The organism is Micromonospora sp. NPDC005291 (assembly GCF_040607415.1).
Classification (GTDB): Bacteria; Actinomycetota; Actinomycetes; order Mycobacteriales; family Micromonosporaceae; genus Micromonospora.
Window position 1 is genome coordinate 42,621 of record NZ_JBEXGR010000026.1, and the last position, 22,055, is coordinate 64,675.

At 71.9% G+C, this 22,055-nt stretch carries 20 protein-coding genes, 1 tRNA gene and 2 pseudogenes; 10 read left to right on the forward strand and 13 right to left on the reverse strand.

The features are described from left to right. Positions 1 to 13: 13 nt before the first annotated feature. A complete protein-coding gene (locus ABZT18_RS27370; protein WP_354996861.1) occupies positions 14 to 826 on the reverse strand; it encodes an alpha/beta fold hydrolase in 813 nt (270 codons plus the stop codon). Positions 827 to 989: 163 nt separating this feature from the next. On the opposite strand from ABZT18_RS27370, the gene ABZT18_RS27375 reads away from it, so the two are divergent. The 3 genes from ABZT18_RS27375 (at position 990) to ABZT18_RS27385 (ending at position 3,365) form a co-directional block, all read left to right on the forward strand. Further along, a complete protein-coding gene (locus tag ABZT18_RS27375) occupies positions 990 to 1,292 on the forward strand; it encodes a hypothetical protein (RefSeq protein WP_354996860.1) in 303 nt (100 codons plus the stop codon). 172 nt (positions 1,293 to 1,464) lie between these two features. Next, positions 1,465 to 1,968, forward strand: a complete 504-nt coding sequence (locus ABZT18_RS27380) for a SigE family RNA polymerase sigma factor (RefSeq protein WP_354996859.1) — start codon at positions 1,465 to 1,467, stop codon at positions 1,966 to 1,968. Continuing rightward, positions 1,965 to 3,365: a hypothetical protein gene (locus ABZT18_RS27385; protein WP_354996858.1), complete on the forward strand. Its 1,401-nt coding sequence runs from the start codon at positions 1,965 to 1,967 to the stop codon at positions 3,363 to 3,365. The genes ABZT18_RS27380 and ABZT18_RS27385 overlap by 4 nt, the downstream gene beginning before the upstream one ends. A gap of 249 nt (positions 3,366 to 3,614) precedes the next feature. On the opposite strand, the gene ABZT18_RS27390 is transcribed toward ABZT18_RS27385, so the two are convergent. The 8 genes and pseudogenes from ABZT18_RS27390 to ABZT18_RS27425 form a co-directional block, all read right to left on the reverse strand. Next, positions 3,615 to 3,686, reverse strand: a tRNA-Val gene (locus tag ABZT18_RS27390). 75 nt (positions 3,687 to 3,761) lie between these two features. Next, positions 3,762 to 4,226, reverse strand: coding sequence for a peroxiredoxin (locus ABZT18_RS27395; RefSeq protein WP_355252843.1), 465 nt, complete (start codon positions 4,224 to 4,226; stop codon positions 3,762 to 3,764). 86 nt (positions 4,227 to 4,312) lie between these two features. Further along, complete coding sequence (locus ABZT18_RS27400; RefSeq protein WP_354996856.1) at positions 4,313 to 4,750, reverse strand: DUF3052 domain-containing protein; 438 nt, start codon at positions 4,748 to 4,750, stop codon at positions 4,313 to 4,315. Positions 4,751 to 4,862: 112 nt separating this feature from the next. Continuing rightward, positions 4,863 to 6,821, reverse strand: a pseudogene (locus ABZT18_RS27405) (thiamine pyrophosphate-dependent enzyme); the annotation flags it as partial. A gap of 240 nt (positions 6,822 to 7,061) precedes the next feature. Next, positions 7,062 to 7,400, reverse strand: a pseudogene (locus tag ABZT18_RS27410) (transketolase); the annotation flags it as partial. 51 nt (positions 7,401 to 7,451) lie between these two features. Continuing rightward, positions 7,452 to 7,856 carry a MarR family winged helix-turn-helix transcriptional regulator gene (locus ABZT18_RS27415; protein ID WP_354996918.1) on the reverse strand — a complete coding sequence of 135 codons (405 nt, stop codon included), beginning with the start codon at positions 7,854 to 7,856 and terminating at the stop codon, positions 7,452 to 7,454. A 374-nt stretch (positions 7,857 to 8,230) separates the two neighbouring features. Beyond that, positions 8,231 to 8,635 (reverse strand): YjbQ family protein, encoded by a 405-nt coding sequence (locus tag ABZT18_RS27420; protein ID WP_354996854.1) that lies wholly within the window; start codon positions 8,633 to 8,635, stop codon positions 8,231 to 8,233. 26 nt (positions 8,636 to 8,661) lie between these two features. Next, positions 8,662 to 9,180 (reverse strand): hypothetical protein, encoded by a 519-nt coding sequence (locus ABZT18_RS27425; RefSeq protein ID WP_354996853.1) that lies wholly within the window; start codon positions 9,178 to 9,180, stop codon positions 8,662 to 8,664. Positions 9,181 to 9,352: 172 nt separating this feature from the next. Here ABZT18_RS27425 and aceE point away from each other — a divergent pair, with 172 nt between their 5' ends. Next, positions 9,353 to 12,091, forward strand: coding sequence for a pyruvate dehydrogenase (acetyl-transferring), homodimeric type (gene aceE / locus ABZT18_RS27430; RefSeq protein ID WP_354996852.1), 2,739 nt, complete (start codon positions 9,353 to 9,355; stop codon positions 12,089 to 12,091). Between the two features lie 254 nt (positions 12,092 to 12,345). Here the strand turns inward: aceE and ABZT18_RS27435 are convergent, their stop codons facing one another. Continuing rightward, positions 12,346 to 12,795 (reverse strand): SRPBCC domain-containing protein, encoded by a 450-nt coding sequence (locus tag ABZT18_RS27435; RefSeq protein WP_354996851.1) that lies wholly within the window; start codon positions 12,793 to 12,795, stop codon positions 12,346 to 12,348. Positions 12,796 to 12,983: 188 nt separating this feature from the next. On the opposite strand from ABZT18_RS27435, the gene ABZT18_RS27440 reads away from it, so the two are divergent. From ABZT18_RS27440 to gltX, 3 genes are read left to right on the forward strand one after another with little or no spacing between them, the layout of a single operon-like run. Next, complete coding sequence (locus ABZT18_RS27440; RefSeq protein WP_354996850.1) at positions 12,984 to 14,333, forward strand: GH1 family beta-glucosidase; 1,350 nt, start codon at positions 12,984 to 12,986, stop codon at positions 14,331 to 14,333. Then, complete coding sequence (locus ABZT18_RS27445) at positions 14,330 to 15,607, forward strand: MFS transporter (protein WP_354996849.1); 1,278 nt, start codon at positions 14,330 to 14,332, stop codon at positions 15,605 to 15,607. Before ABZT18_RS27440 ends, ABZT18_RS27445 begins: the two co-directional genes overlap by 4 nt. 47 nt (positions 15,608 to 15,654) lie before the next feature. After that, positions 15,655 to 17,064, forward strand: a complete 1,410-nt coding sequence (gltX, locus tag ABZT18_RS27450) for a glutamate--tRNA ligase (RefSeq protein ID WP_354996848.1) — start codon at positions 15,655 to 15,657, stop codon at positions 17,062 to 17,064. 101 nt (positions 17,065 to 17,165) lie between these two features. On the opposite strand, the gene ABZT18_RS27455 is transcribed toward gltX, so the two are convergent. Further along, positions 17,166 to 17,777: a copper resistance CopC family protein gene (locus tag ABZT18_RS27455; RefSeq protein WP_354996847.1), complete on the reverse strand. Its 612-nt coding sequence runs from the start codon at positions 17,775 to 17,777 to the stop codon at positions 17,166 to 17,168. A gap of 269 nt (positions 17,778 to 18,046) precedes the next feature. On the opposite strand from ABZT18_RS27455, the gene ABZT18_RS27460 reads away from it, so the two are divergent. Continuing rightward, positions 18,047 to 18,730, forward strand: coding sequence for a hypothetical protein (locus ABZT18_RS27460; protein ID WP_354996846.1), 684 nt, complete (start codon positions 18,047 to 18,049; stop codon positions 18,728 to 18,730). A 132-nt stretch (positions 18,731 to 18,862) separates the two neighbouring features. On the opposite strand, the gene ABZT18_RS27465 is transcribed toward ABZT18_RS27460, so the two are convergent. Both ABZT18_RS27465 and pyrE read right to left on the reverse strand, forming a co-directional pair. Further along, positions 18,863 to 19,192 (reverse strand): hypothetical protein, encoded by a 330-nt coding sequence (locus ABZT18_RS27465; RefSeq protein WP_354996845.1) that lies wholly within the window; start codon positions 19,190 to 19,192, stop codon positions 18,863 to 18,865. A gap of 213 nt (positions 19,193 to 19,405) precedes the next feature. Beyond that, positions 19,406 to 19,948, reverse strand: a complete 543-nt coding sequence (gene pyrE, locus ABZT18_RS27470) for an orotate phosphoribosyltransferase (protein WP_354996844.1) — start codon at positions 19,946 to 19,948, stop codon at positions 19,406 to 19,408. A gap of 120 nt (positions 19,949 to 20,068) precedes the next feature. On the opposite strand from pyrE, the gene ABZT18_RS27475 reads away from it, so the two are divergent. Both ABZT18_RS27475 and ABZT18_RS27480 read left to right on the forward strand, forming a co-directional pair. After that, positions 20,069 to 21,274: a histidine kinase gene (locus tag ABZT18_RS27475; protein WP_354996843.1), complete on the forward strand. Its 1,206-nt coding sequence runs from the start codon at positions 20,069 to 20,071 to the stop codon at positions 21,272 to 21,274. Further along, positions 21,271 to 21,963 (forward strand): response regulator transcription factor, encoded by a 693-nt coding sequence (locus tag ABZT18_RS27480; RefSeq protein WP_354996842.1) that lies wholly within the window; start codon positions 21,271 to 21,273, stop codon positions 21,961 to 21,963. Before ABZT18_RS27475 ends, ABZT18_RS27480 begins: the two co-directional genes overlap by 4 nt. The last annotated feature ends 92 nt before the right edge of the window (positions 21,964 to 22,055 follow it).

Below are 22,055 nucleotides of genomic sequence, written 5' to 3' on the forward strand. Positions count from 1 at the left end.
CGGGCCCGCCGGGTCACCACCCGGCGGGCCCGGCGGGCGCGCGGACCTGGTGGGTGAGGAAGGGCAGCACCGCTGTCGGCAGGGCCGGTGCGCCGACGATGTCGTAGTGCGTGTGCCCGGGCAGTACGGCCAGCCGGGCGGTTGGACGGTCGGTGCCGTCCCCACCGGCGTCGCGGTGCCCGCCGCCGAGCAGCCCGAAGAACTCCGCCGCGTGACTGGTCGGGATCGAGTCGGCGTCGGCGAAGACCAGCAGCGTCGGGATGACCAGCCGGGCCACCTCAGCGGACCAGTCGTAGTCTCGGCGCAGCAGGTCACCGCTTTTGGCCCAGAGCCGTGGCCAGTCCTGCGGGCGCGGGGCGACGCGCTCGTAGAGCTGGTGCGGTGGTGTGCCCCGCATCTGCTCGCCGACCCGCTCGTCCTGGGCGGCCATGGCCGCCAGCACCTCCGGGTACCAGCCGGCCCGCTTACACGGGGTGGAGACCAGCACGAGCCGGCGCACCAGCGCCGGATGCTGGATGGCGGTACGCAGCGCGACACCGCCGCCCAGCGAGTAGCCCAACACGTCGGCCGTGGACAGGTCGAGGTGCCCGAGCAGCGCGGCGACGTCGTCGGCCATCGTCTCGTAGCGCAGCGGGCGGTCGACGTCGGCGGTGCGCCCGTGGCCCTGCAGGTCGACCGCGATCACCCGACGCCGCTGGGTCAGCGCCGGCACGATCGGGGCGAACATCTCCACCGACCCGTAGCCGCCGTGCAACAGCACCAGCGGACGCCCCGTGCCGTGTGACTCGTACCAGAGCCGTAGCCCGTTGACCTGCGCGTAGCTCACCCGGCCTCCCGCTCGTCGGCGTCACCCGTCCCGATCCAACACCGGGCGAACGACATCGACGAAGGCAACGCGCCGATTCGTCCGCCGGGCCTTCCAGCAACACCAGGTTGTACGCCTCGTCCACGGCGCGCATCGCCGCGTACGTCTCGTCGTAGCCGGGCGCGTGCTCGTGCCCGCCAGCCTCGACCCACCGTCGGTCCAACCGCCGGTACGCCTGGTCGCAGGCACTCAGGAACCCGACGTACGCCTCGCGCCGCAACTCGTCCCGACGCGTCGCCCGCCGTTCGGCGTTCTCCTGCCGAGCAGCGGTGAGCTGGTGAGCCAGTTGCCGACGGGTGCTGAACGCACCGACGAACCCGGTCAGGGCGGCAGCGGCCAACGTGGACAGTGCGGTGATCAGCGCGACGGCGACGGTGTCCTGCAACCGCCCATCATGGCAGGCGGCTGCCCGGTGTCACTGCGGTGAACGTTATGACTCTGAGGTATCAATATGCCTCAGAGTCATAGCGCTCTTCCGCGTCCGGCCGACCCCGGAGGGACACGCCGGGCCAACCCGGGGGCAAGCCCCGACCGCGCTCGTCCCGCGGGTCTCAACCATCTGCCGCACGGGAGGCGTTCTTTTCACCGAGGGGGTGGGCATGACCGAGACGTTCCACGAGTTCGTGGTACAGCGTTCGCCTGCCCTGTCCCGGACCGCCTACCTCCTCACCGGCGACCACCAACTCGCCGAAGACCTCGTGCAGACCGCCCTGGCGCGCACCTACCGCCACTGGCGACGCATCCGCGACGGCGATCCCGAGGCATACGTCCGGCGCGTCATGTACCACCAACAGGTCTCCTGGTGGCGACGCCGGCGCCTCGCCGAACGACTCGAAGCCGAACCCACCGAACGAGCTGGCGTCGACCACACCGACACCACCGCGCTGCGACTGACCCTCACCGCCGCGCTGCGCCACCTCACCCCCCGCCAACGGGCCGTCATCGTGCTGCGCTACTACGAGGACCGCACCGAAGCGCAGGTCGCCGACCTGCTCGGCTGCTCTCTCGGCACCGTCAAACGCCACGCCCACGACGCGCTGCGCCGACTCCGAGCGGTCGCTCCCGACCTGCTCGACGCCGCCGCGGAGAGGAGCGCACCATGACCGCCCGGCTCCGCGACGCGCTGCATTCCGCCGCCGAGGACGTGCCCACCTACCCGGTGTACGAGCGCGCTCTCGCCACCGCCCGACGCGACCGTCTGCGACGCGTGGGCGCCAGCGCCGCGGCGTTGGCGCTGCTCGCGTTGGCCGGCGTCGTGGTGCCGCTGACCCGTACCCCTGGCCTCGACCCGGCCGCCGCCGCGAACGCCGCGCTGCCCAACCACATCGCCCTGCCGCCGATCGGCACGCTGCATGTCACCGACCGTCCCCGGCTCGGCCCCGCGTCGGTCATCTTCGACGGGCCGGCACCGCGTCTGCACGGTTGGAACGACGTGAACATCGTCGGCGTGGTCGACGCGGACTCCGACCGCTACCGGATCATGCGGATCGGCGGGGAGTCACTGGCGGGCGAGTCGGTCCACCTCTCCCCCGACGGCCGGTACGTGGCCCGGCCGGACGGAGTCCAGGACGATCCGGGCGTCGAGGTCGTCGACCTGGTCACCGGCCGGACCCAGCGACTCACGTCGCCCGTCGACCGCAGTGTCTGGAGCACCCCGGTCGGCTGGTCCGCCGACGGCGGGTCGCTGGTGATCAGTGACGACGTGCCGGTCGCGTTCGAAGGGGGCACGTACACCACCGTGCTGAGTGCGGTGACCGTCGGCGGGGAGCGTTGGACAAGGCTGGCCGCCGGCGCCCAGGAGGCGCACGTCGGCTCGACCGTCGCCGCCGCCCCGGGTCGGCTCGCCTACCAGTACGGCCGCACGGTCGCCGTGACCGACCTGGAGGGCCGCGAGCTCTCCTCGTTCGCCCTGCCCGACGGGACATGGCTGGCCGGCAAGGGCGCGTGGCGTCCGGACGGCACGAACCTGACGCTGGCCGCCCGTCGGGCCGACGGCGAGTGGACCCTGCGCCAGGTCGATCCCACCAGTGGGCGGGACGTCGGTCCACTACGCCTGCCCGCCGTGTCCGGGGTCGTCGCCATCCGGCTGCTCGGCTGGGCGCCGGACGGGTCGGCGCTGGTGGCGGCCTATCAGCCGGACCCCCTCGCCCCCGACCTGCCGCTGGAGGAGCAGATGGCCCCGCCCACGAGCGACCAGCGCGTGCGCACCGTGCGGGTGCTGGCGCTCACTCCCGGCGCCACCGCTCCGCGTACGGTGTTGACCGCGCCGGACCAGGTGATCGCCGTCGACGTCGCCGACCAGGTGGTCCGCAGCGGACGCGTCCGCGACGCGCAGCCGCCGGGCGGAGTGGGTGGCCGATTCTGGCTCTGGACGGGTCTCGTCACCATGCTGGTCACGGTGGGAGTGTTGTACGCGAGTCGCCAGCGGGTCGCGCTGTGGCTCGACGAGCGGCGCGTCAGGCGGGCGCGCCGACCATCCGGGCCGGACGGGCCACGGTGAGCTGGTGGGCGCTCCAACGTCCTGGACGGTGACGGGCAGCTGCCGTTGGAGGCGCTGACGTTCCCCTCCGATCGGTGGCAGCTCAGCAGGTCGACACGCCGAGCGCCGCCCTGCTGAGCTGCCAGGGATCGCTCGTTTCTGCCGTACGCACTGGCAACTCTTCCGCTGGGCTCCCGACCGGCGAGCAACCGGGCCAACTCAAAGGGCCGCCGGATCAACGGCGGCCCTTATCGCTTGCTGGTCGGAGTGTGGGCGCGGCAGGTTTCGAACCTGCGACCCCCCGCTTGTAAGGCGGGTGCTCTCCCACTGAGCTACGCGCCCGGATCGCCGTGGGCGGGCCGGTGGCTGGCAAGTTTACCTTGCTCGCCGTCGGCCCGGGCGCAGGGCGTACCCCGGTCAGGCGGTCGCTTCGGCGATGGCCTTGCGCCAGCCCTGCTGGTCGCGGGCCTCGCCCGGGCCGTTCATCTCGGCGAAGCGGACGACGCCGGCCTTGTCGATGACGAACGTGCCCCGGTTGGCGAAGCCGGCGACGTCGTTGAACACCCCGTACGCCTGGGCGACGGCGCCGTGCGGCCAGAAGTCGGCCAGCATCGGGAACTGGTAGCCCTCCCGGTCGGCCCAGATCTTGTGGCTGTAGACCGAGTCGACGCTGATGGTCAACACCTGGACGTCGTCGTTCACGTACTCGTCGAGGTTGTCTCGCACCTCGCCCAGCTCACCCTGGCAGGTGCCGGTGAAGGCGAGCGGGTAGAAGACCAGCAGCACGGTGCGCCTGCCCCGAAAGGCCGAGAGTCGGACCTCCTGGTTGTTCTGGTCCTTCAGCACGAAGTCCGGTGCGTCGGCACCAACCTCGATGGGCATGCGAGCCCTCCTCAGATCGAGTCAGGAAAACGGCACCAGCCTGCCCACCCGGCGGTCTCGGCCGCCGGGTGCGCGAAGCGGCGGGGCTACTTCTTGACCTTGGCCCCTCGGCGCAGCACCAGTCGTGCGCCGCTCCAGTCCCGGCCGGCGTTGACGGTCGAGGTCTGCTGAAGGCCGGCGGTGGGCGCGGACTCCGCGACCTCGCTCGGCTCGACGTGCCCGTCACGCCCCGCCTTCGGGGTGAGCAGCCACACGACCCCGTTGTCGGCCAGCGGGCCGAGGGCGTCGACGAGAAGCTCGAAAAGGTCACCGTCGCCGTCGCGGTACCAAACAAGCACCGCGTCGACCACCTCGTCGGTGTCCTCGTCGACCAGATCTCCACAGCGGTCGGTCAGGGCGTCCCGGAGATCCTGGTCGACGTCATCGTCGTACCCCATCTCCATGACGACCATCCCCGGTTCGATCCCGAACCGGTCCGCCAGGCTGCGTACCCCGTCGGCGGCCTGACCAGCGGTCGCGCTCACTGTCGCGTGCCTCCTCATCTCGTCCCTGCTCGCGGCGTCGGTGCGACGCCGTCAGGCAGAGTCCACACAGTTGTGCGTCCGCGCGCAAGTGGCGCACCGGGTGGAACGGAATTTACCGTGCCAGCAGCGTACGGGCACCGTCGGTAATGGCTTCCGCGGAGACCAGAACCTGACGTGCTGCCGGACCTAATGGTACAAACGAGTCAACTCCCGCTACTCGACGTGCGGCACCGACATATCCGGCGTCGACCAGCGCGGCGATCACCCCCTCGCCCACCCCGCCGGAGCGGCGCGTCTCGTCCACGACCAGCACCCGGCCGGTCGCCGAGGACTCCCGGATGATGTCGGCCACCGGCAGCGGGGCCAGCCAGCGCAGGTCCACCACCCGGGTGCCCACTCCCTCCTCGGCGAGGACGGCCGCGGCCCGCAGAGACATCCGCACCCCGTTACCGAAGGTGATGATGGTCAGGTCCTCTGCCGAGCCGACCCGGTAGACCCGGGCCCGCCCGATCGGCACGTGCCCGGCCACCCAGGCGCCCGGCTCCGCATAGCCGGCCTGCCACTCACCGTCACCCTCCGTATACAGGTCGCGGGTGTGGTAGAGCGCGATGGGCTCCAGGAACACGCAGACGCTGCCGTCCACCGCCGCGCTGGCGAGGCAGGTCCGCAGCATGGGCGCGGCGTCGTCCGGCCGCGCCGGCACCGCGACCACCAGACCGGGCACATCCCGGAGTACGGCCACCGAGTTGTCGTTGTGGAAGTGCCCGCCGAACCCCTCCTGGTACGCCAGCCCGGCCACCCGCACCACCATCGGGTTTCGGAACGCCCCCTGCGAGAAGAACTGCATGGTGGCCGCCTCGCCGCGCAACTGGTCCTCAGCGTTGTGCAGGTACGCCAGATACTGGATCTCCGGCACCGGCAGCATCCCGGCCAGCCCCGCGCCGAGGCCCAGCCCAAGCACCGACGTCTCGTCGAGCAGGGTGTCGAAGACCCGGGCCGCGCCGAAGCGGTCGCGCAGCCCCTTCGTCACCCCGTACACGCCACCCTTGGCGGCAACGTCCTCACCGAAGATCGCCATCTGCGAGTGGTCGAGCATCCCGTCGGCGAGCGCCGCGTTGATGCTCTGCGCCAGGGTCAACGGGCCGGCCAACTCCGGCAGCTTGCCGCCGAACGCGTCCGCCCGGGCACCCGCGCCCGGCCCGCTGGCCCGCGCCGCAGCGTCCGCCACCGCCCGCGCCACCCGCATCGGACGGCGGGGCGCCAGCGCCGACACCACGTCGGCCGCGGAGGCCAGCTTCGGCTCGCCCAGCACCTCCTCAGCCAGCCTGCGTACCTGCCAGCCGGTCTCGTCGTACCGGGCCAGCAGCTCCTCGCCGGTCGCCACGCCAGCCTCGACGAGCAGCCGCGCGGTGGCGGCCACCGGGTCCCGGTCCAGGTCCTCGGCCAGCTCAGCCGGGCTGCGGTACGCCGACTCCGCGTCGGCCCCGGCGTGCCCCATCAGCCGGACGGTGCGCAGGTGCAGCACGGCCGGCCGCCGGTGCCGGCGTACCCAGGCCGCGGCCTCCGCCGCCACCGCGTACGTCTGCACGGGGTCGGCGCCGTCGGCGCTGAAGTAGCGGATGCCCGGCTTGGCCCGCAGGGTCGCCTCCACCCAGCCCTCCGGCGAGCGGACGCTGATGCCCAGCCCGTTGTCCTCGCAGACGAAGAGCACCGGGATGCGCAGCCCGGCGTGGTCGTACCAGCCGGCGGTGTTGAAGGCGGCGGTGGCGCTGGCGTGGTTGACCGAGGCGTCGCCGAAGGAGCAGACCACGATGGCGTCCGGTGGCCACGGGACGTGCGCGGCGCCCGCCCCGCTGCCGACCCGGGTACGCCGCCCGGCGCTGTCCAGCCGGCGCAGCCGCTCGACGGCCAGCCCCATCCCGACCGCGCGGGGCAGGTGCGAGGCGATGGTGGAGGTGGTCGGCACGATTGCCAGGTCCGCCCGGCCGAACACCTTGTGCCGACCACCGGCGATCGGGTCCTGGCTCGAGGCGACCATCCCGCGCAGCACGTCTCGGGCCGCGTCCGCGTACGCGGCGAACCCACCGGCGGTCGGCGCGGTCACAGACGGCTCTGGGTCGGACGGCCCTGGATCGGACAGCCCTGGATCGGACGGCCCTGGATCGGACGGCCCTGGATCGGACGGCCCTGGATCGGACGGCCCTGGATCGGACGGCCCTGGATCGGACGGCCCTGGATCGGACGGCCCTGGATCGGACGGCTCCGGGTCGGACGGCTCCGGGTCGGCGGCGGATTCCGGGTCGGCGGCGGCCTGCGCGGCGCGGATGCAGTAGAAGGCGCCGGAGCGATAGTGCAGAAGCGCCGGATCGGTGGGGCGCAGCGCGGCGGCGACGGCGGCGTTGCCTTCGTGCCCGGCCGAGCCGATGGTGTAGAAACCCTCCCCGAAGCTGCGCAGCCAGCGGCCGGCCAGGTCGAGTTGCCGGCTGGTCACCTGCGCGTCGAACAGATCCAGCAGCTGCGCGCCGGTCAGTGCGGCGTCGTCGTTGATCGGGTCGGCGGGGTCACGCCGCCGCTCCGCGGCGGGCAGCGCCGCCAGCGTCTCCCGGAACCGGTCGTCGAGATCTTGCGGGGTGGTCACGTCGGACAGCATTACCGACGCGAGCCCCGGTCGCCCAGTGGGACACGGCCGGCGCGGGTCGACTCACTCCGGCCCGCAGGGCTCCGGGCAGCCACCGTCGGACACCTTCCAGACCAGGTCACGAAGGGTGCTCAGCTCCCGGTCGGTCAGCCCGGACAGGAGTCGGGAGTCGGACATCACGTCGATCACATGGTCCCGTACGCCGCGGCCCTTCTCGGTCACCACCAGCGTCTTCTGTCGACGGTCCGCCGGGTCGGTGCGACGCTCGACCAGCCCGGCCTGCTCCAGCTTGTCGACCAGCACCGTCACGTTCGACCGGTCACAGCCCAGTTGGCCAGCGAGGTCGCGGGCCGGCTGTGGGTGGTCGGGGTCCAGCTCGTGCAGCGCCCGGGCCGCCGCCGGGGTGAGCCCCAGCTCAGCGAACGCGGAGCCCTGCCGGTGTCGCAGCGCGGCGGTCACGTGCGCCATCCGGCGCACCACATCGGCGGCGAGACCAGCCCGATCCACCGGTTCACCTGCTGCGGAACCCACCTCCTGCGTCACGGCCACATCGTACGCAGGACGTCGATCGTCCAGCTCAGCGATCAGGCCCAGGTCACGGCAGCAGACCCCGCCCCCAAGCGCCCCATCCCCCGCGCCCCACCCCCCGCGCGCCCTGCCCGCCGCCCCGCGCGCCCCGCGCGCCCCACTCCGCGTCGATCTAGGGCATATTGCCGCTCATGGAGATCAACTGACGGCAATATGCCCTAGATCAGCGGGGCGGGAGGCGGGGGGCGGAGGGGCGGAGGGGCGGAGGGGCGGAGGGGCGGAGGGGCGGAGGGGCGGAGGGGCGGAGGGGCGGTTCAGGAGGGGAGGAAGGAGAAGCGGACCTGGCGGGTGGGGTTGTCGCGGTTGGTGTCGACCAGGCAGATCGACTGCCAGGTGCCGAGCGCCAACCGCCCGCCGAGCACCGGCAGCGTGGCGTACGGCGGGACGAACCCCGGCAGCACGTGGTCGCGGCCGTGGCCGGGCGAGCCGTGTCGGTGCCGCCAGCGGTCCTCGGTGGGAAGCAGGTCGTCCAGCGCGCTGAGCAGGTCGTCATCGGAGCCCGACCCGGTCTCGATGATCGCGAGGCCGGCGGTGGCGTGCGGCACGAAGACGTGCAGCAGGCCGTCGCCCTCACTGGAGACGAACTGCTGGGCCTCTGCGGTGATGTCCCGGACGGTCGGACGGGACCCGGTCTGGACAGTGATCACGTCGCTGCGCATACGTCGCATTCTGCCGCAGGACGGGGTCAGGAGCCGCCGCCACCACCGGAGTCGCCACCGCCGCCGCCAGACCAACCACCACCCGAATCGCCACCCCCGGACCAGCCACCGCCGGACCCACCGCCCGAATCGCCTCCGGACCGGCCGCCCGAGCCACCGCCCGAGCCACCGCCGGACCGGCCGCCCGAGTCGCCGCCGTAGCCCTCGCCACGCTGATCACCGTCTGAACCGTGACCGCCCTCGTCGCGACCTCGGCGGCTCGACGTGTACGGGTAGTCGCTCGTCGAGTGGTAGGGCGTCGGCGGGCTGTTGGTCTCGGCGCGCTCGGGGATCGGATCGGACAGGCGTCGCGCCATCCGGCGCGGCGATGGCGCGTGCAGGCCGCCGCGCAGTTGGGTCGCGCCGAACACCGCCGTGGCCAGGCCGAAGATCATGATCGGCAGCGAGGCAAGGTCACCGCCCAGCAGCACCGGCGCGGCGAGGACCGCCGCGAGCGTGCCAACCGCCAGGAGCGTGCCGCCGGCCACCACCCGTCGCCCGTTCATGCCCGGCACGGTAGTGGGGGCGGACAAGGCGGGATTGGGCGTCGTCGCGCTAAGTTACCGACGGGTACCTGTGTTCAGCGTCGCGTCCGGGGCCCCTAGACGTGACGACGGGTGCCACCAGGGGGCAGGATGGCGCTAGAGACCTATCCCACACACAACCGAGGGAACGCCTGTGGCTACGGAACGCAAGCGCCCGGTGATCAGCGACGGCCTACCGAGCCAGCTTCCGGACATCGACCCTGAAGAGACCAGCGAATGGGTTGAGTCGCTCGACGGTGTCATCGACGAACGCGGCGCCAAACGCGCCCGCTACGTGATGCTGCGCCTGCTGGAGCGGGCTCGTGAGCGCCAGGTCGGGGTTCCGCCCCTGACCACCACCGACTACATCAACACGATCCCGTCGGAACGCGAACCGTGGTTCCCGGGGGACGAGCACGTCGAGCGGCGGATCCGGGCGTACGTCCGGTGGAACGCCGCCATGCTGGTGCACCGGGCGCAGCGCCCGGAGATCGGCGTCGGCGGGCACATCTCCACCTTCGCCAGTTCGGCGTCGCTCTACGAGGTGGGCTTCAACCACTTCTTCCGGGGCAAGAACCACCCGGGCGGCGGCGACCAAATCTTCTACCAGGGTCACGCCTCCCCCGGTATGTACGCGCGGGCGTTCCTTGAGGGGCGGCTCAGCGAGCACCAGCTCGACGGTTTCCGCCAGGAGCTGTCGCACCCCGGCGGTGGGCTGCCGTCGTACCCGCATCCGCGGCTGATGCCGGACTTCTGGGAGTTCCCCACCGTCTCGATGGGCCTGGGCGGGCTCAACGCGATCTACCAGGCCCGGTTCAACCGCTACCTGCAGCACCGCGGCATCAAGGACACCTCCCAGCAGCACGTCTGGGCGTTCCTCGGTGACGGTGAGATGGACGAGCCGGAGACGCTGGGCGCCATCGGCCTGGCCGCCCGCGAGGAGCTGGACAACCTCACCTTCGTGATCAACTGCAACCTCCAGCGGCTGGACGGCCCGGTCCGCGGCAACGGCAAGGTGATGCAGGAGCTGGAGTCGTTCTTCCGGGGTGCCGGCTGGAACGTGATCAAGGTCGTCTGGGGTCGCGAGTGGGACCCGCTGCTCGCCGCGGACACCGACGGCGCGCTGGTCAACCTCATGAACACCACGACCGACGGCGACTACCAGACCTACAAGGCGGAGTCCGGCGCGTACGTGCGGGAGCACTTCTTCGGCCGCGACGCGCGTACCCGCAAGATGGTCGATCCGCTCAGCGACGACGAGATCTGGAACCTCAAGCGGGGTGGGCACGACTACCGCAAGCTCTACGCGGCCTACAAGGCGGCCACCGAGCACACCGGTCAGCCGACCGTCATCCTGGCGAAGACGATCAAGGGCTGGACCCTCGGCTCGCACTTCGAGGGCCGCAACGCGACCCACCAGATGAAGAAGCTGACGCTGGAGGACTTGAAGACCTTCCGCGACCGGCTCTACCTGGACATCCCGGACTCGGCGCTGGAGGAGAACCCCTACCTGCCGCCGTACTACAACCCGGGTGAGAAGTCCGAGGAGATCCAGTACCTCAAGGAGCGGCGCGAGCAGCTCGGCGGTTACCTGCCGTCCCGGCGGACCAGCACCAAGCGGCTGGCCATCCCCGGTCCGGAGCGGTTCGCCGACGTCAAGCGCGGCTCGGGCAAGCAGAAGGTGGCCACCACGCAAGCCTTCGTCCGTCTGCTCAAGGACGTGATGAAGGACAAGGAGTTCGGCAAGCGTTGGGTGCCGATCATCCCGGACGAGGCCCGCACCTTCGGCCTCGACTCGATCTTCCCGACCGCGAAGATCTACTCGCCGCACGGCCAGCGCTACACCTCGGTCGACCGGGAGCTGTTCCTGTCGTACAAGGAGTCGACCACCGGGCAGATCCTGCACGAGGGGATCAACGAGGCCGGCTCTGTCGCCTCGTTCACCGCGGCCGGTTCGGCGTACGCCACGCACGACGAGCCGATGATCCCGATGTACATCTTCTACTCGATGTTCGGGTTCCAGCGGACCGCCGACGGGCTGTGGGCGGCGGCCGACCAGATGGCTCGGGGCTTCCTGCTCGGCGCCACCGCGGGGCGGACCACGCTCAACGGTGAGGGCCTGCAGCACGAGGACGGCCACTCGCTGCTGATTGCCGCCACCAACCCGGCGGTGGTCGCGTACGACCCGGCGTTCTCGTTCGAGATCGCGCACATCATGGAGCAGGGTCTGCACCGGATGTACGGGGATGCGCAGGAGAACGTCTTCTACTACCTGACGGTCTACAACGAGCCGACCCTGCAGCCGGCCGAGCCGGCCGACGTGGACGTGGAGGGCCTGCTCAAGGGCATCTACCGCTACTCGCCGGCACCGCAGGTCGACGGCCCGAAGGCCAACGTCCTCGCCTCCGGCACCGGTATGCAGTGGGCGCTCAAGGCCCAGCAGCTGCTCGCCCAGGACTGGGGGGTGGCCGCCGAAGTCTGGTCGGTGACCTCCTGGACCGAGCTGCGCCGCGACGCGGTGGAGGCCGAGGAGTACAACCTACTCAACCCGGGCGCCGAGGCGAAGGTGCCGTACGTCCAGCAGAAGCTGGCCGACGCGGACGGCCCGAAGGTCGCGGTCAGTGACTGGATGCGGGCCGTACCGGATCTGATCGCCCGTTGGGTGCCCGGTGACTACACGTCGCTCGGCACCGACGGCTTCGGCATGTCGGACACCCGGCACGCCCTGCGCCGGCACTTCCACGTCGACGCCGAGTCGATCGTGGTGGCCACGCTGCGGCAGTTGGCCCGCAGCGGCGCGGTGGCGGTCACCGTGCCGGCCGAGGCCGCCAAGAAGTACGCGATCGACGACGTCAACGCCGCCCCGGTAGGCGAAACCGGTGGCGACAGCTAATTCAGCACCATCCAGAAGGGCCCGGCGCGGGTGCGCCGGGCCCTTCTGGTTCCCCGCCCCCCGACGGCGTCGATCATGGAGTTGTGGTGGGGGACGAAGCGGTGAAGTCACCTCGTTCCGGGCACCACAAGTCCATGATCGACGCCGTCGGGAGGGCGGCGGGGGGAGGGGCGGCGGTGGGGTGGGTGGGTTCCTGGATGGGATCCGGACCACCGCCACCGCCGGGCGGGTGACGCCGGGAGGATGGGCTCTCGTCAGCCGACGGCGGCCAGGTCGGTGAGCCGGGCCAGCGAGTCCTCCAGGTCGGCGCCGACCCGACGCAGCCCGAGGCGCAGCAGGGCCGCCTTGACCGGGCCGGCCGGCCAGCGGACCACGATGAGCCGCACGATGGTCCCGCCCTCCTCCTCCTCGTCGGGAGTGAGTTGGACGTAGATCTCGGTGCGCGCCTCCGCGCGAGCACCGGCGCCCTTGGCTCGTTCCCGCCAGCCGATCAGAGTCGGCTCCTGATAGGCGATGACCTCGGCCTCATGCGCCGAGCCGCGCCCCGCCTGGACCAGTTGTCGCCGCCCGAAGCCCTCTCCTGAGAGCACTTCGGCCGCGCGGACCCCCGCCAGCCAGGCCGGCAACTGCTCGGCCCGCTGTACGACATCCCAGACCACTTCCATCGGCGCCGCCACGTGCGCACTGCGTTCCACGAGGATCATTTCCGTCTTTCCTCCGGTGAGGACATCCCACGATATCGGCACTCTATGCGCTAAATCGGACTTACCCGGACGGGTTCGGAAAAAGACACGCCGATCAACCATTGCGGATTGCGCCATACCGGCCTATGGCGCATTCATCGAGAGCGCCCTAAAGTCCCGAGCACGTTTCATGTTGACCGGGAGGGCGCATGTCTACCGCACCGATGCCCCAGTTCCCCACCGGCTTCCGCTGGGGCGTATCCACATCGGCCCATCAGATCGAGGGCGCCACCACCGCCGGCGGACGCGGTCCGTCCATCTGGGACACCTTCGCGCACTCCCCTGGCCGCATCAGCGACGGCAGCAGCGGCGAGGTGGCCTGCGACCACTACCACCGGCACACCGAGGACGTCGCGCTGCTGGCCAGGTTGGGCGTCTCCGGATACCGGCTCTCCATCGCCTGGCCCCGGGTGCAGCCCACCGGCACCGGACCGGCCAACGCGGCCGGCCTGGACTTCTACGACCGCCTGGTGGACGAGTTGCTGGCCGCCGGTGTCGACCCGGTGGCAACCCTCTACCACTGGGACCTGCCCCAACCCCTCGAAGACGCCGGCGGCTGGCTGAACCGCGACACCGCAGCCCGCTTCGCCGAGTACGCCGAGACGACCGCCGCCCGGCTCGGCGACCGGGTCCGGCTCTGGATCACCCTCAACGAGCCGTTCATCCACATGAGCCTCGGCTACGGCATGGGCGTGCACGCCCCCGGCCGGATGCTGCTCTTCGACGCCTTCCCGGTCGCCCACCACCAACTGCTCGGGCACGGGCTCGCGGTCGCCGCGCTGCGGACCCGCACCGCCAGTCCGGTGGCGATCGCCAACAACTACTCGCCGGTGCGGGTGCTCGGTGACCGCGACGCCGACCGGGCCGCCGGTGCCGCGTACGAGGCGCTGCACAACCGTCTCTTCACCGACCCGCTCCTCGGCCGGGGCTACCCGGAGCTGCCCGGCTTCGACCCGAGCGTCATCCACCCCGGCGACCTCGACACGATCGCCGCACCGATCGACGTTCTCGGGGTCAACTACTACAACCCCACCGGTGTACGGGCCGCCGAGGAGGGCTCGCCACTGCCGTTCGACCTCGTCCCGCTGGACGGTTACCCGCGTACGGCCTTCGACTGGCCGGTGGCCCCCGACGGGCTGCACGAGCTGCTCGGCTGGCTGCGTGACACGTACGGCACCGCGCTGCCGCCCATCGAGATCACCGAGAGCGGCTGCGCGTACGACGACGTACCGGACGCGGACGGGCAGGTGGCGGATCCGGAGCGGATCGCGTACCTCGACGGGCATCTGCGGGCGGTCCGGGCCGCCATCGACGACGGGGTGGACGTGCGCGGGTACTTCGTCTGGTCGCTGCTGGACAACTGGGAGTGGGCCGAGGGGTTCACCAAGCGCTTCGGCCTCGTACACGTCGACTACGCCACCCAGGCCCGTACGCCGAAGTCCTCGTACACCTGGCTGCGGGACGTGATCGCGGCCTCCCGGGAGGGGTCGGCGCGGTGACCACCCTCGACCCGACGCCGGCGTCGCTGCCGGCCGCCCTCGCCGAGCCGACCGTGCCGGTGCGGCGCGGTTGGATCGGGTTGATCTTCGCCGCGAACCTCGGGGTCTGGATGGCGTTCTTCACGCCCATCCAGGTGCTGCTGCCGCAGCAGATCGAGCAGATCGCACCCGGCAACAAGGAGAACATGCTGGCCCTGGTCACCGGCCTCGGTGCGCTGGCCGCGGTGCTCGCCAACCCCCTCGCGGGCGCGTTCTCCGACCGGACCTGCCTGCGGGTGGCCGGCCGGGAGTTCGGTCGCCGGCACGTCTGGACCGCCGGCGGTGCCCTGCTCGGCGCGGCGTCCCTGGTGCTGCTGGCCCAGCAGCGGACCATCCTCGGCGTCGCCCTCGGCTGGCTCGCCGCACAGGTCTGCTTCAACGCGATGCTGGCCAGCCTCACCGCCGCGATCCCGGACCGGGTCCCGGTGACGCAGCGCGGCGGCGTGTCGGGTTGGGTGGGCATCCCGCAGGCCCTCGGGCTGGTGCTCGGCGCGGTGCTGGTCACGGCCGTGGTCACCGGCAACGCCGCCGGCTACCTGGCCATCGCCGTGGCCATCCTGCTGCTGTCGCTGCCGTTCGCGCTGTTCACCCCCGACGAACCACTGCCGCGTACGCATCGGCCGGTGCTGCGGACGCGGGCGCTGCTGGCCTCGATGTGGATCAGCCCGCGCCGGCACCCCGACTTCGCCTGGGCCTGGATCACCCGGTTCCTGGTCCAACTCGGCAACGCGCTGGGCACCCTCTACCTGCTGTACTTCCTCACCGACGGGGTGCGCCACCCCGATCCCGAGGCTGGCCTGCTGGTGCTGATCCTGCTCTACACGCTCGGCATGATGCTGACGGCGGTGGTCGCCGGCCGACTGTCGGACCGCTCCGGGCGCCGCAAGATCTACGTGATCGCCTCCGGGCTGATCATGGCGGTGGCGGCGCTGCTGCTCGCGGTCGCGCCGGTCTGGCCCATGGCGATCGTCGCCGCGCTGCTGCTCGGCGCCGGCTACGGCGTCTACCTCTCGGTGGACGCCGCGTTGATCACCCAGGTGCTGCCCCGGGCCACCGACCGGGCCAAGGACCTCGGCGTCATCAACATCGCCAACTCGGCGCCGCAGGTGCTCGGCCCGGCGCTCTCCGCCCCGCTCGTGGTGTACCTGGGCGGTTACCCCACGCTGTACGCGGTCACCGCCGTGGTCACCCTGATCGGCAGCGCCCTGGTCGTCAAGATCCGCTCAGTCCCCTGACCGGCCCGCCGGACAATGCGCTGGCCGCCGCCCGTAGGCTGGGGGACGTGACGGTACGTGTGCGCTTCGCCCCCTCCCCGACCGGTATGTTCCACGTCGGCGGTGCCCGCTCGGCGCTGCAGAACTGGATCTACGCCAAGCAGCAGGGCGGGGTGTTCGTGCTGCGCATCGAGGACACTGACGCGGCGCGCAACAAGCCCGAGTGGACCGAGGGCATCCTCTCCGCGCTGGACTGGATCGGCATCTCCCGGGGGAGCTACGAGGGCCCGTACTTCCAGTCGGCGAACGCCGGCGAGCACCGGGCCGCCGCCGCGCGCCTGTACGAGTCGGGCCGCGCCTACTACTGCGACTGCACCCGTGAGGACGTGCAGGCCCGCACCGGCTCGCAGTACCAGGGCTACGACGGCTACCACCGCGACCTCGGCCTCGGCCCGGGTGAAGGTCGGGCGCTGCGCTTCCGTACGCCCGACGAGGGCGCGACCGTGGTGGTGGACCTGATCCGCGGCGAGCCCACCTTCGAGAACAAGCTCATCGAGGACTTCGTCATCGCCCGGGGCGACGGCTCACCGGTCTTCCTGCTGGCCAACGTCGTCGACGACATGACCATGGGGATCACCCACGTGATCCGGGCCGAGGAGCACCTGCCCAACACTCCCAAGCAGCAGTTGCTCTGGGAAGCCCTCGGGGTCAAGCCGCCGGTCTGGGCGCACGTGCCGGTGGTGGTCAACGAGAAGCGGCAGAAGCTCTCCAAGCGCCGGGACAAGGTCGCCCTGGAGGCGTACCGCGACGAGGGTTACCTCGCCGGCGCGATGCGCAACTACCTCATGCTGCTCGGCTGGGCTCCCTCCGGCGACCGGGAGATCGTTCCCTGGTCGGTGATCGAGGACGAGTTCCGGCTGGACGAGGTCAATCTCTCCTCGGCGTTCTTCGACGAGAAGAAGCTGCGCGCGTTCAACGGTGATTACATTCGCGCCCTGCCGGTGGCCGAGTTCATCGACGCCTGCCAGCCGTGGCTGACCGGCACCGGGACCATCGCGCCGCCGCCGTGGCAGCCGGAGGAATTTGACGCCGACGCGTTCGCCGCCGTGGCGCCGCTGGCCCAGACCCGGATCACGGTGCTCAGCGAGATCGTGCCGAACGTCGACTTCCTCTTCCTGGCCTCGCCGCTGATCGACGAGGCCGCCTGGGCCAAGACGATGAAGGACGGCTCCGCCGATCTGCTGGACGCCGCCATCGCGGCGTTCGACGCGCTGGAGTCCTGGGACGCCGAGTCGCTGAAGTCGACACTGGAGGCGGTCGGCGCCGAGCGTGGTCTCAAGCTCGGTAAGACCCAGGCGCCGGTACGGGTCGCGGTCACCGGCCGCACCGTGGGCCTGCCGCTGTTCGAGTCGCTGGAGGTGCTCGGTCGCGAGCGCACCCTGACCCGGATGCGCGCCGCCCGACTCCGCCTGGTCTGAACGCCTCCGCCGGGGCGCGCAGCCCCTGTCGATCATGGAGTTGTGGTGCCTGGTTCGGCACCCTCCGGGGGCTATGTCCGCCACCACAACCCCATGATCGACTAGGCGGCGCCACGTCGGCGGCGGAACACCAGGCCGGCGGCGAGCGCGGCGAGCAGCACCAGGCCGCCGAGCGCCCAGAGCCACCAGCGCCCGCCGGAGTCGGAGTGCTCCGACGCCGTCGGCACCGTGGACGCCGTCGGACTGCCGGGTGTCGCCGACGCCGGCCCAGCTGAGGCTGAGGCTGAGGCCGTAGCAACGGTTGACGGGTCAACCGAGGGCGCTCCGGCCGAGGCCGACGGACCAGCGGCAGACGGCGAGGCGGACGGGTCGGCGGCCGTGCCGGTGGTGAGGGTGAACCGCACCTCGCCCTTCACCGGGTGCCCGTCGGAGGACGCGAGCTGGTAGCCGACGATGTAGAGCCCTGCCGCGGCCGGCTTGAACGGCACACGCACGCGGCTGCCCTCGAAGACCGGTGGGCCGCCGGCGACCACATTGTCCGGTCCCGATATTGTGATCTTCGTCGTAGCCGGCGCCGGCTTGGCCAGGAACCGTAGCTCGATCCGGGCGGGCGCCGTCGCCACCCGGGCGCCGTCGCGCGGATCGCTGCCGGTCAGTGAGTTGTGCGCGGCGGCCGGCGTCGCAGGCGCCAAAAACGACACACCGAACGCCACGCCGAGCACCACTGGCACAACCCGCGCCGTACGTGTAACCCTGCCCCCCATGAACCCCTCCGTAAGGGTACGATCCGCCCGCTGATCAAACCGCTCCTCATTAGTCGAGCAGAGATCGCAGATAGTTCCAATTACTGTTCCACAAGCTGCAACTCATCGACGTTCTGCGGAGTCTGTAAGAGTGGACCGACCGTCAGGTCGATGCCGCACCGGTGGACCGGTCCAGACGTCACAACGAAGCCATCCATCGAACGGGGCGAGGAGGCGGGATGGTCCGACAGATAAGGCGGTTGGCCACCGTGTTGGCGGGCACCCTGGCGACGGCGCTGCTGTCGCTCGGCACCGCCGGCCCGGCATCGGCGGCGCCAAAGCCGGCACCCGCCGGAGTCGACATCACCGGCGTGGGCCTGTCCGCGCCGCTGCGGTTGCGCGCGGACACGCAGCCTACCCAGGTGGGCGCGATCATCGACCAGGTCAACTTCCTCGCTGGCACCGGCATGCCGAAAGGCCCGAAGCCGGCCGACCTCGGTCCGAAGTACACGGTCGTGGTGCTCGCCGGGGAAACGCCGAAGCAGACGTACGACCTCTATCCCAAGGCGGCCGGTGGCCCGCGGATCTTCCGGCCGGCGAAGCAGCCCGATGCCCGCAAGACCAGCGCCGCGTGGTTCCTCGGTCGGCTCAGCATGTCGGAGACCCTGCGCGCCGCCGGTGCGCCGCTGGAGCGGCAGTTCGACACGGTCAGCGGCGGCGTGGGCGGCGGCGAGCGGGTGCTCCCGGAGGACACGCTCGACCCCGCGAAGGACCTCGACGAGGCCCTCGGCGACTTGCAGCACCTGCTGCTGCTCAACGTCGGGGTGATGCTGACCATCACGGTCGGCCTCGCCGGGATCGCCCTGCTGATTCGCCGTCGCACCACCGACCCGTCGCACCCGCTGACCCGCCGCACCCGCTGATCTGCCGCACGCGCTGATCTGCCGCACGCGCTGATCAGCGCCGCGCTGGCCACGGGCATCAGCCGCGCCGGCCAGGCAGCCCGCGCGGACGGCTCTCTCGGGCGGCGGTGGTCAGCACCAACGACGCGGTGGTCAGCACCAACGGCGGGGTGGGCGCTCCCGGCGGGTGGCCCGTGGACGCGGCCGGACCGGTCCGTGCCGATGCGCCCCGGCCCAGCCGGGAAGTGCGCTGAGGCAACCAGCCGGGACGTCCGAGTCGGGCTCGGCGAGGGGTGTGGGCTCTGCGGAGCGCTGGCGCGGGAGCGCGGTCTCGTCATCGGCCCGGCCGATGAGCGGCTCCACCGGGTGCGATGACGCGCCGCCGACCGGCCGGCGGTGCTTGCCGGCCGCCTGCGGGTCGTGGTGCCCCGGCCGGCAGGGCTCGCCCTGGGCGCAGCCGTGCTCGGCCTCCCCGTGCGCCATCCCCGGTCTCCTCACGCTCGCCTCACCCGCCGGTCCCCCCCGACGTGCCCTGTCACCGTACTGGCCGGGACCGACGGGCCGCGCGCGGCGTACCTGGGGTCGGGACCGGCCAGTTCCCGAAGACGACGGTGAGCGCGGGATCCAGTTGCGCAGTTCACAGCTTCTTTTCGCGCCGTTCACCCCGAGGGTCGCGGCCGGGGCGGAGACCGGCGGTCAGCGGGTGCGGTGAGCCTCCAGGTCGGCCCGGGTGAAGAGCGCCCGCAGCGCCACGCCGTGACCGGCGAGCGCCTCGGTCCCGCCCTCGGCACGGTCGATGACGCAGAGGGCGTGCTCCACCCGGGCACCCAGTTCGCGTAGCTGGCCGGTGGAGATGACCACCTGGCCGCCGGAGGTGACCACATCCTCGACCACCAGCACCCGCCGCCCGGCCAACTTTGCCCCCTCGGCCAGCCGGGCCGTCCCGTACGGCTTGGCGGTCTTGCGCACGAAGGCGCAGGGCAGCCCGGTGTGCCGGCCCAGCGCGGTCACCACTGGGATCCCGCCCATCTCGAGCCCGGCCAGCACCTCGGTGTCCGTCGGCACCAGGGGCGCCAACTGGGCGGCCACCCGGTCCAGGAGGCGGGGATCCGCCTCGAAGCGGTACTTGTCGAAGTACTCGTCGGCGGTCCGGCCGGAGCGGAGCACGAACGTGCCGGTCAGCCGGCAGGTGGCGTCGATCTCGCGGGCGAGCGTGGCCGTGGTCTCGGTGGGAATCATGATGATCATTCTTGCCGGATCGACGCGCGGTGGGCGTACCCCTTTCGGCGCATGCCGGGTCCGGCGGAGTCCTCCCGGGGGCGGAGTCCGACGGTCGACGGCTGTGGTGGGATCGGGGGCATGCGACCGCCACCGTGGCTCGGCTCCGGCACCCGCGGCCGGGACCTCGCGCTGGCCGGCGCGTCGCTGGCCGGCGGCCTGGTGCTGTACGCCCTCGGTTGGCAACCGCAGATCCGTCCGCACCCGGACGTGCCGCAGGTCCTGTTCCTGCCGCCACTGCTGACGATGTGCGTGGCCGTGGGCCTACGCCGCGTCGCCCCGCGCACCAGCCTGGCCGTCGGCACCGTGGCGCTGGTCGTGGACACCGCGCTCGGCGGCTCGCTGGGGACGATCCTGATCTACACGCAGGTGCTCTACGACGCCTGTGTCTACGGCCCACCCCGGCTGTGGCCGTGGCTGCTGCGGGTGACCATCGGGTTCAGCCTGGTCGGCGCGGTGGCCGGCGTGCTCGTCTTCGACCAGTGGCGCGGGGTCGCCGTCGGGGTGCCGGTGGTGCTCGCCGGGCTGGTGCCGGTCCTGACCGGGATCAGCGTGCGGCAGTACCGCGACCAGGCCGCCGCCGAGCGGGACCGGGCTGAGCAGACCGCCCGGCTGGTCGAGCTGGACCGCCGGCAGGCGGTCAGCGCCGAACGCGCCCGAATGGCCCGGGAGCTGCACGACGTCGTCGCCAACCACCTCAGCGCGGTGGCCATCCACGCCACGGCCGTGCTGTCCGTACCCGGGCTCGATCGCGGCCAGGTCGAATCGGCGTTGCGGGTGATCCGGGAAAGCAGCGTGCAGGGCCTGGCGGAGATGCGTCAGATGATCGAAGTGCTGCGTGAGCCGGGGACCAGCGGCGGGCCGGCCCCGGCGGGTGACAGCCCGGCGCTGCCGGAGGCGGTCATCGCGCGGCTCGCCGAGGCGGACGGGTTGGTCGAGCGGCTCCGGGCCGCCGGCCTCGCGGTGCGGCTCCGCACCGATGGCACGCCGGGCCCACTGCCGGTGGGGGTGGACCTCGCCGCGTACCGCATCGTGCAGGAGTCGCTGACCAACGCGCTCAAGCACGGCACGGGCGAGGCAAAGGTGACGATCGCGTACGGCCCGGCGGAGGTGGTGGTGACGGTGGAGAATCGGGTACGCCGGGGCGGGGCAGGGCTGCCGGGTGCCGGGGCGGGGCTGATCGGGATGCGGGAGCGGGCCACCCTGCTGGCCGGCCAGTTCACCGCCGGGCCGCGTGACGGCCGCTGGCAGGTCCGCGCCGTGCTGCCCACCGGGGAGGTCGGGTGACCGGGCCGGTGCGCTCGTCGGGGGACGCGAGCGTACGAGTGGTGCTCGCGGACGACCAGCCTGCGGTACGGGCCGGACTGGCCCTGATCCTGCGCGGCTCGCCGGGCCTCGAGGTGGTCGGCGAGGCGGCCGACGGCGACGAGGCGGTGCGGCTGTGTCGGGAGCTGCGCCCGGACGTGGCGGTGCTGGACGTACGGATGCCTCACCGGGATGGGATCTCCGCGACCCGGGCGATCGTCACCGAAGGGCTCGCCGACGTGCTGGTGCTCACCACCTTCGACCTCGACGAGTACGTCTTCGGTGCGTTGCGTGCCGGCGCGGCCGGGTTCCTGTTGAAGGACACCGACGCCGATGGCCTGGTGACCGCCGTGCGGACGGTGGCGCGCGGCGACGGGTTCATCGCCCCCGCGGTGACCCGCCGGTTGATCACCGCCTTCGCGGCCACCGCGCCGGGCGCGTCGGCGGACACCCGGGCCGCGCTGGGCACACTCACCCCGCGCGAGCGTGACGTGCTGGCCTGCCTCGGCCTGGGCTTGTCCAATCAGCAGATCGCCGACCGGCTGGTGCTGGCGGAGAGCACCACCAAGACCCACGTGAGCCGGATCCTGGCGAAGCTGCACCTTCGCAGCCGGGTGCAGGCCGCGATCCTGGCCCAGGAGCTGGGCCTACCCACTCCCCCGCAACCGTGAGCTTGTTCCGTCCACTCCGGACGCCGGCGGACTGTCCGCCTGCCGTACGCTGCGCGCCACCGGTGCCGCGGACGGCTGCCCAGGATGGAGAC

Coding starts and splice junctions, on each gene's coding strand:
- ABZT18_RS27380 (WP_354996859.1), top strand. CDS start 1,465: ATGACCGAGACGTTCCACGAGTTCGTGGTACAGCGTTCGCCTGCCCTG.
- ABZT18_RS27385 (WP_354996858.1), top strand. CDS start 1,965: ATGACCGCCCGGCTCCGCGACGCGCTGCATTCCGCCGCCGAGGACGTG.
- ABZT18_RS27395 (WP_355252843.1), bottom strand. CDS start 4,226: ATGCCCATCGAGGTTGGTGCCGACGCACCGGACTTCGTGCTGAAGGAC.
- ABZT18_RS27415 (WP_354996918.1), bottom strand. CDS start 7,856: ATGGCGCACGTGACCGCCGCGCTGCGACACCGGCAGGGCTCCGCGTTC.
- ABZT18_RS27420 (WP_354996854.1), bottom strand. CDS start 8,635: ATGCGCAGCGACGTGATCACTGTCCAGACCGGGTCCCGTCCGACCGTC.
- ABZT18_RS27425 (WP_354996853.1), bottom strand. CDS start 9,180: ATGAACGGGCGACGGGTGGTGGCCGGCGGCACGCTCCTGGCGGTTGGC.
- ABZT18_RS27435 (WP_354996851.1), bottom strand. CDS start 12,795: ATGATCCTCGTGGAACGCAGTGCGCACGTGGCGGCGCCGATGGAAGTG.
- ABZT18_RS27440 (WP_354996850.1), top strand. CDS start 12,984: ATGTCTACCGCACCGATGCCCCAGTTCCCCACCGGCTTCCGCTGGGGC.
- ABZT18_RS27460 (WP_354996846.1), top strand. CDS start 18,047: ATGGTCCGACAGATAAGGCGGTTGGCCACCGTGTTGGCGGGCACCCTG.
- ABZT18_RS27465 (WP_354996845.1), bottom strand. CDS start 19,192: ATGGCGCACGGGGAGGCCGAGCACGGCTGCGCCCAGGGCGAGCCCTGC.
- pyrE (WP_354996844.1), bottom strand. CDS start 19,948: ATGATTCCCACCGAGACCACGGCCACGCTCGCCCGCGAGATCGACGCC.
- ABZT18_RS27475 (WP_354996843.1), top strand. CDS start 20,069: ATGCGACCGCCACCGTGGCTCGGCTCCGGCACCCGCGGCCGGGACCTC.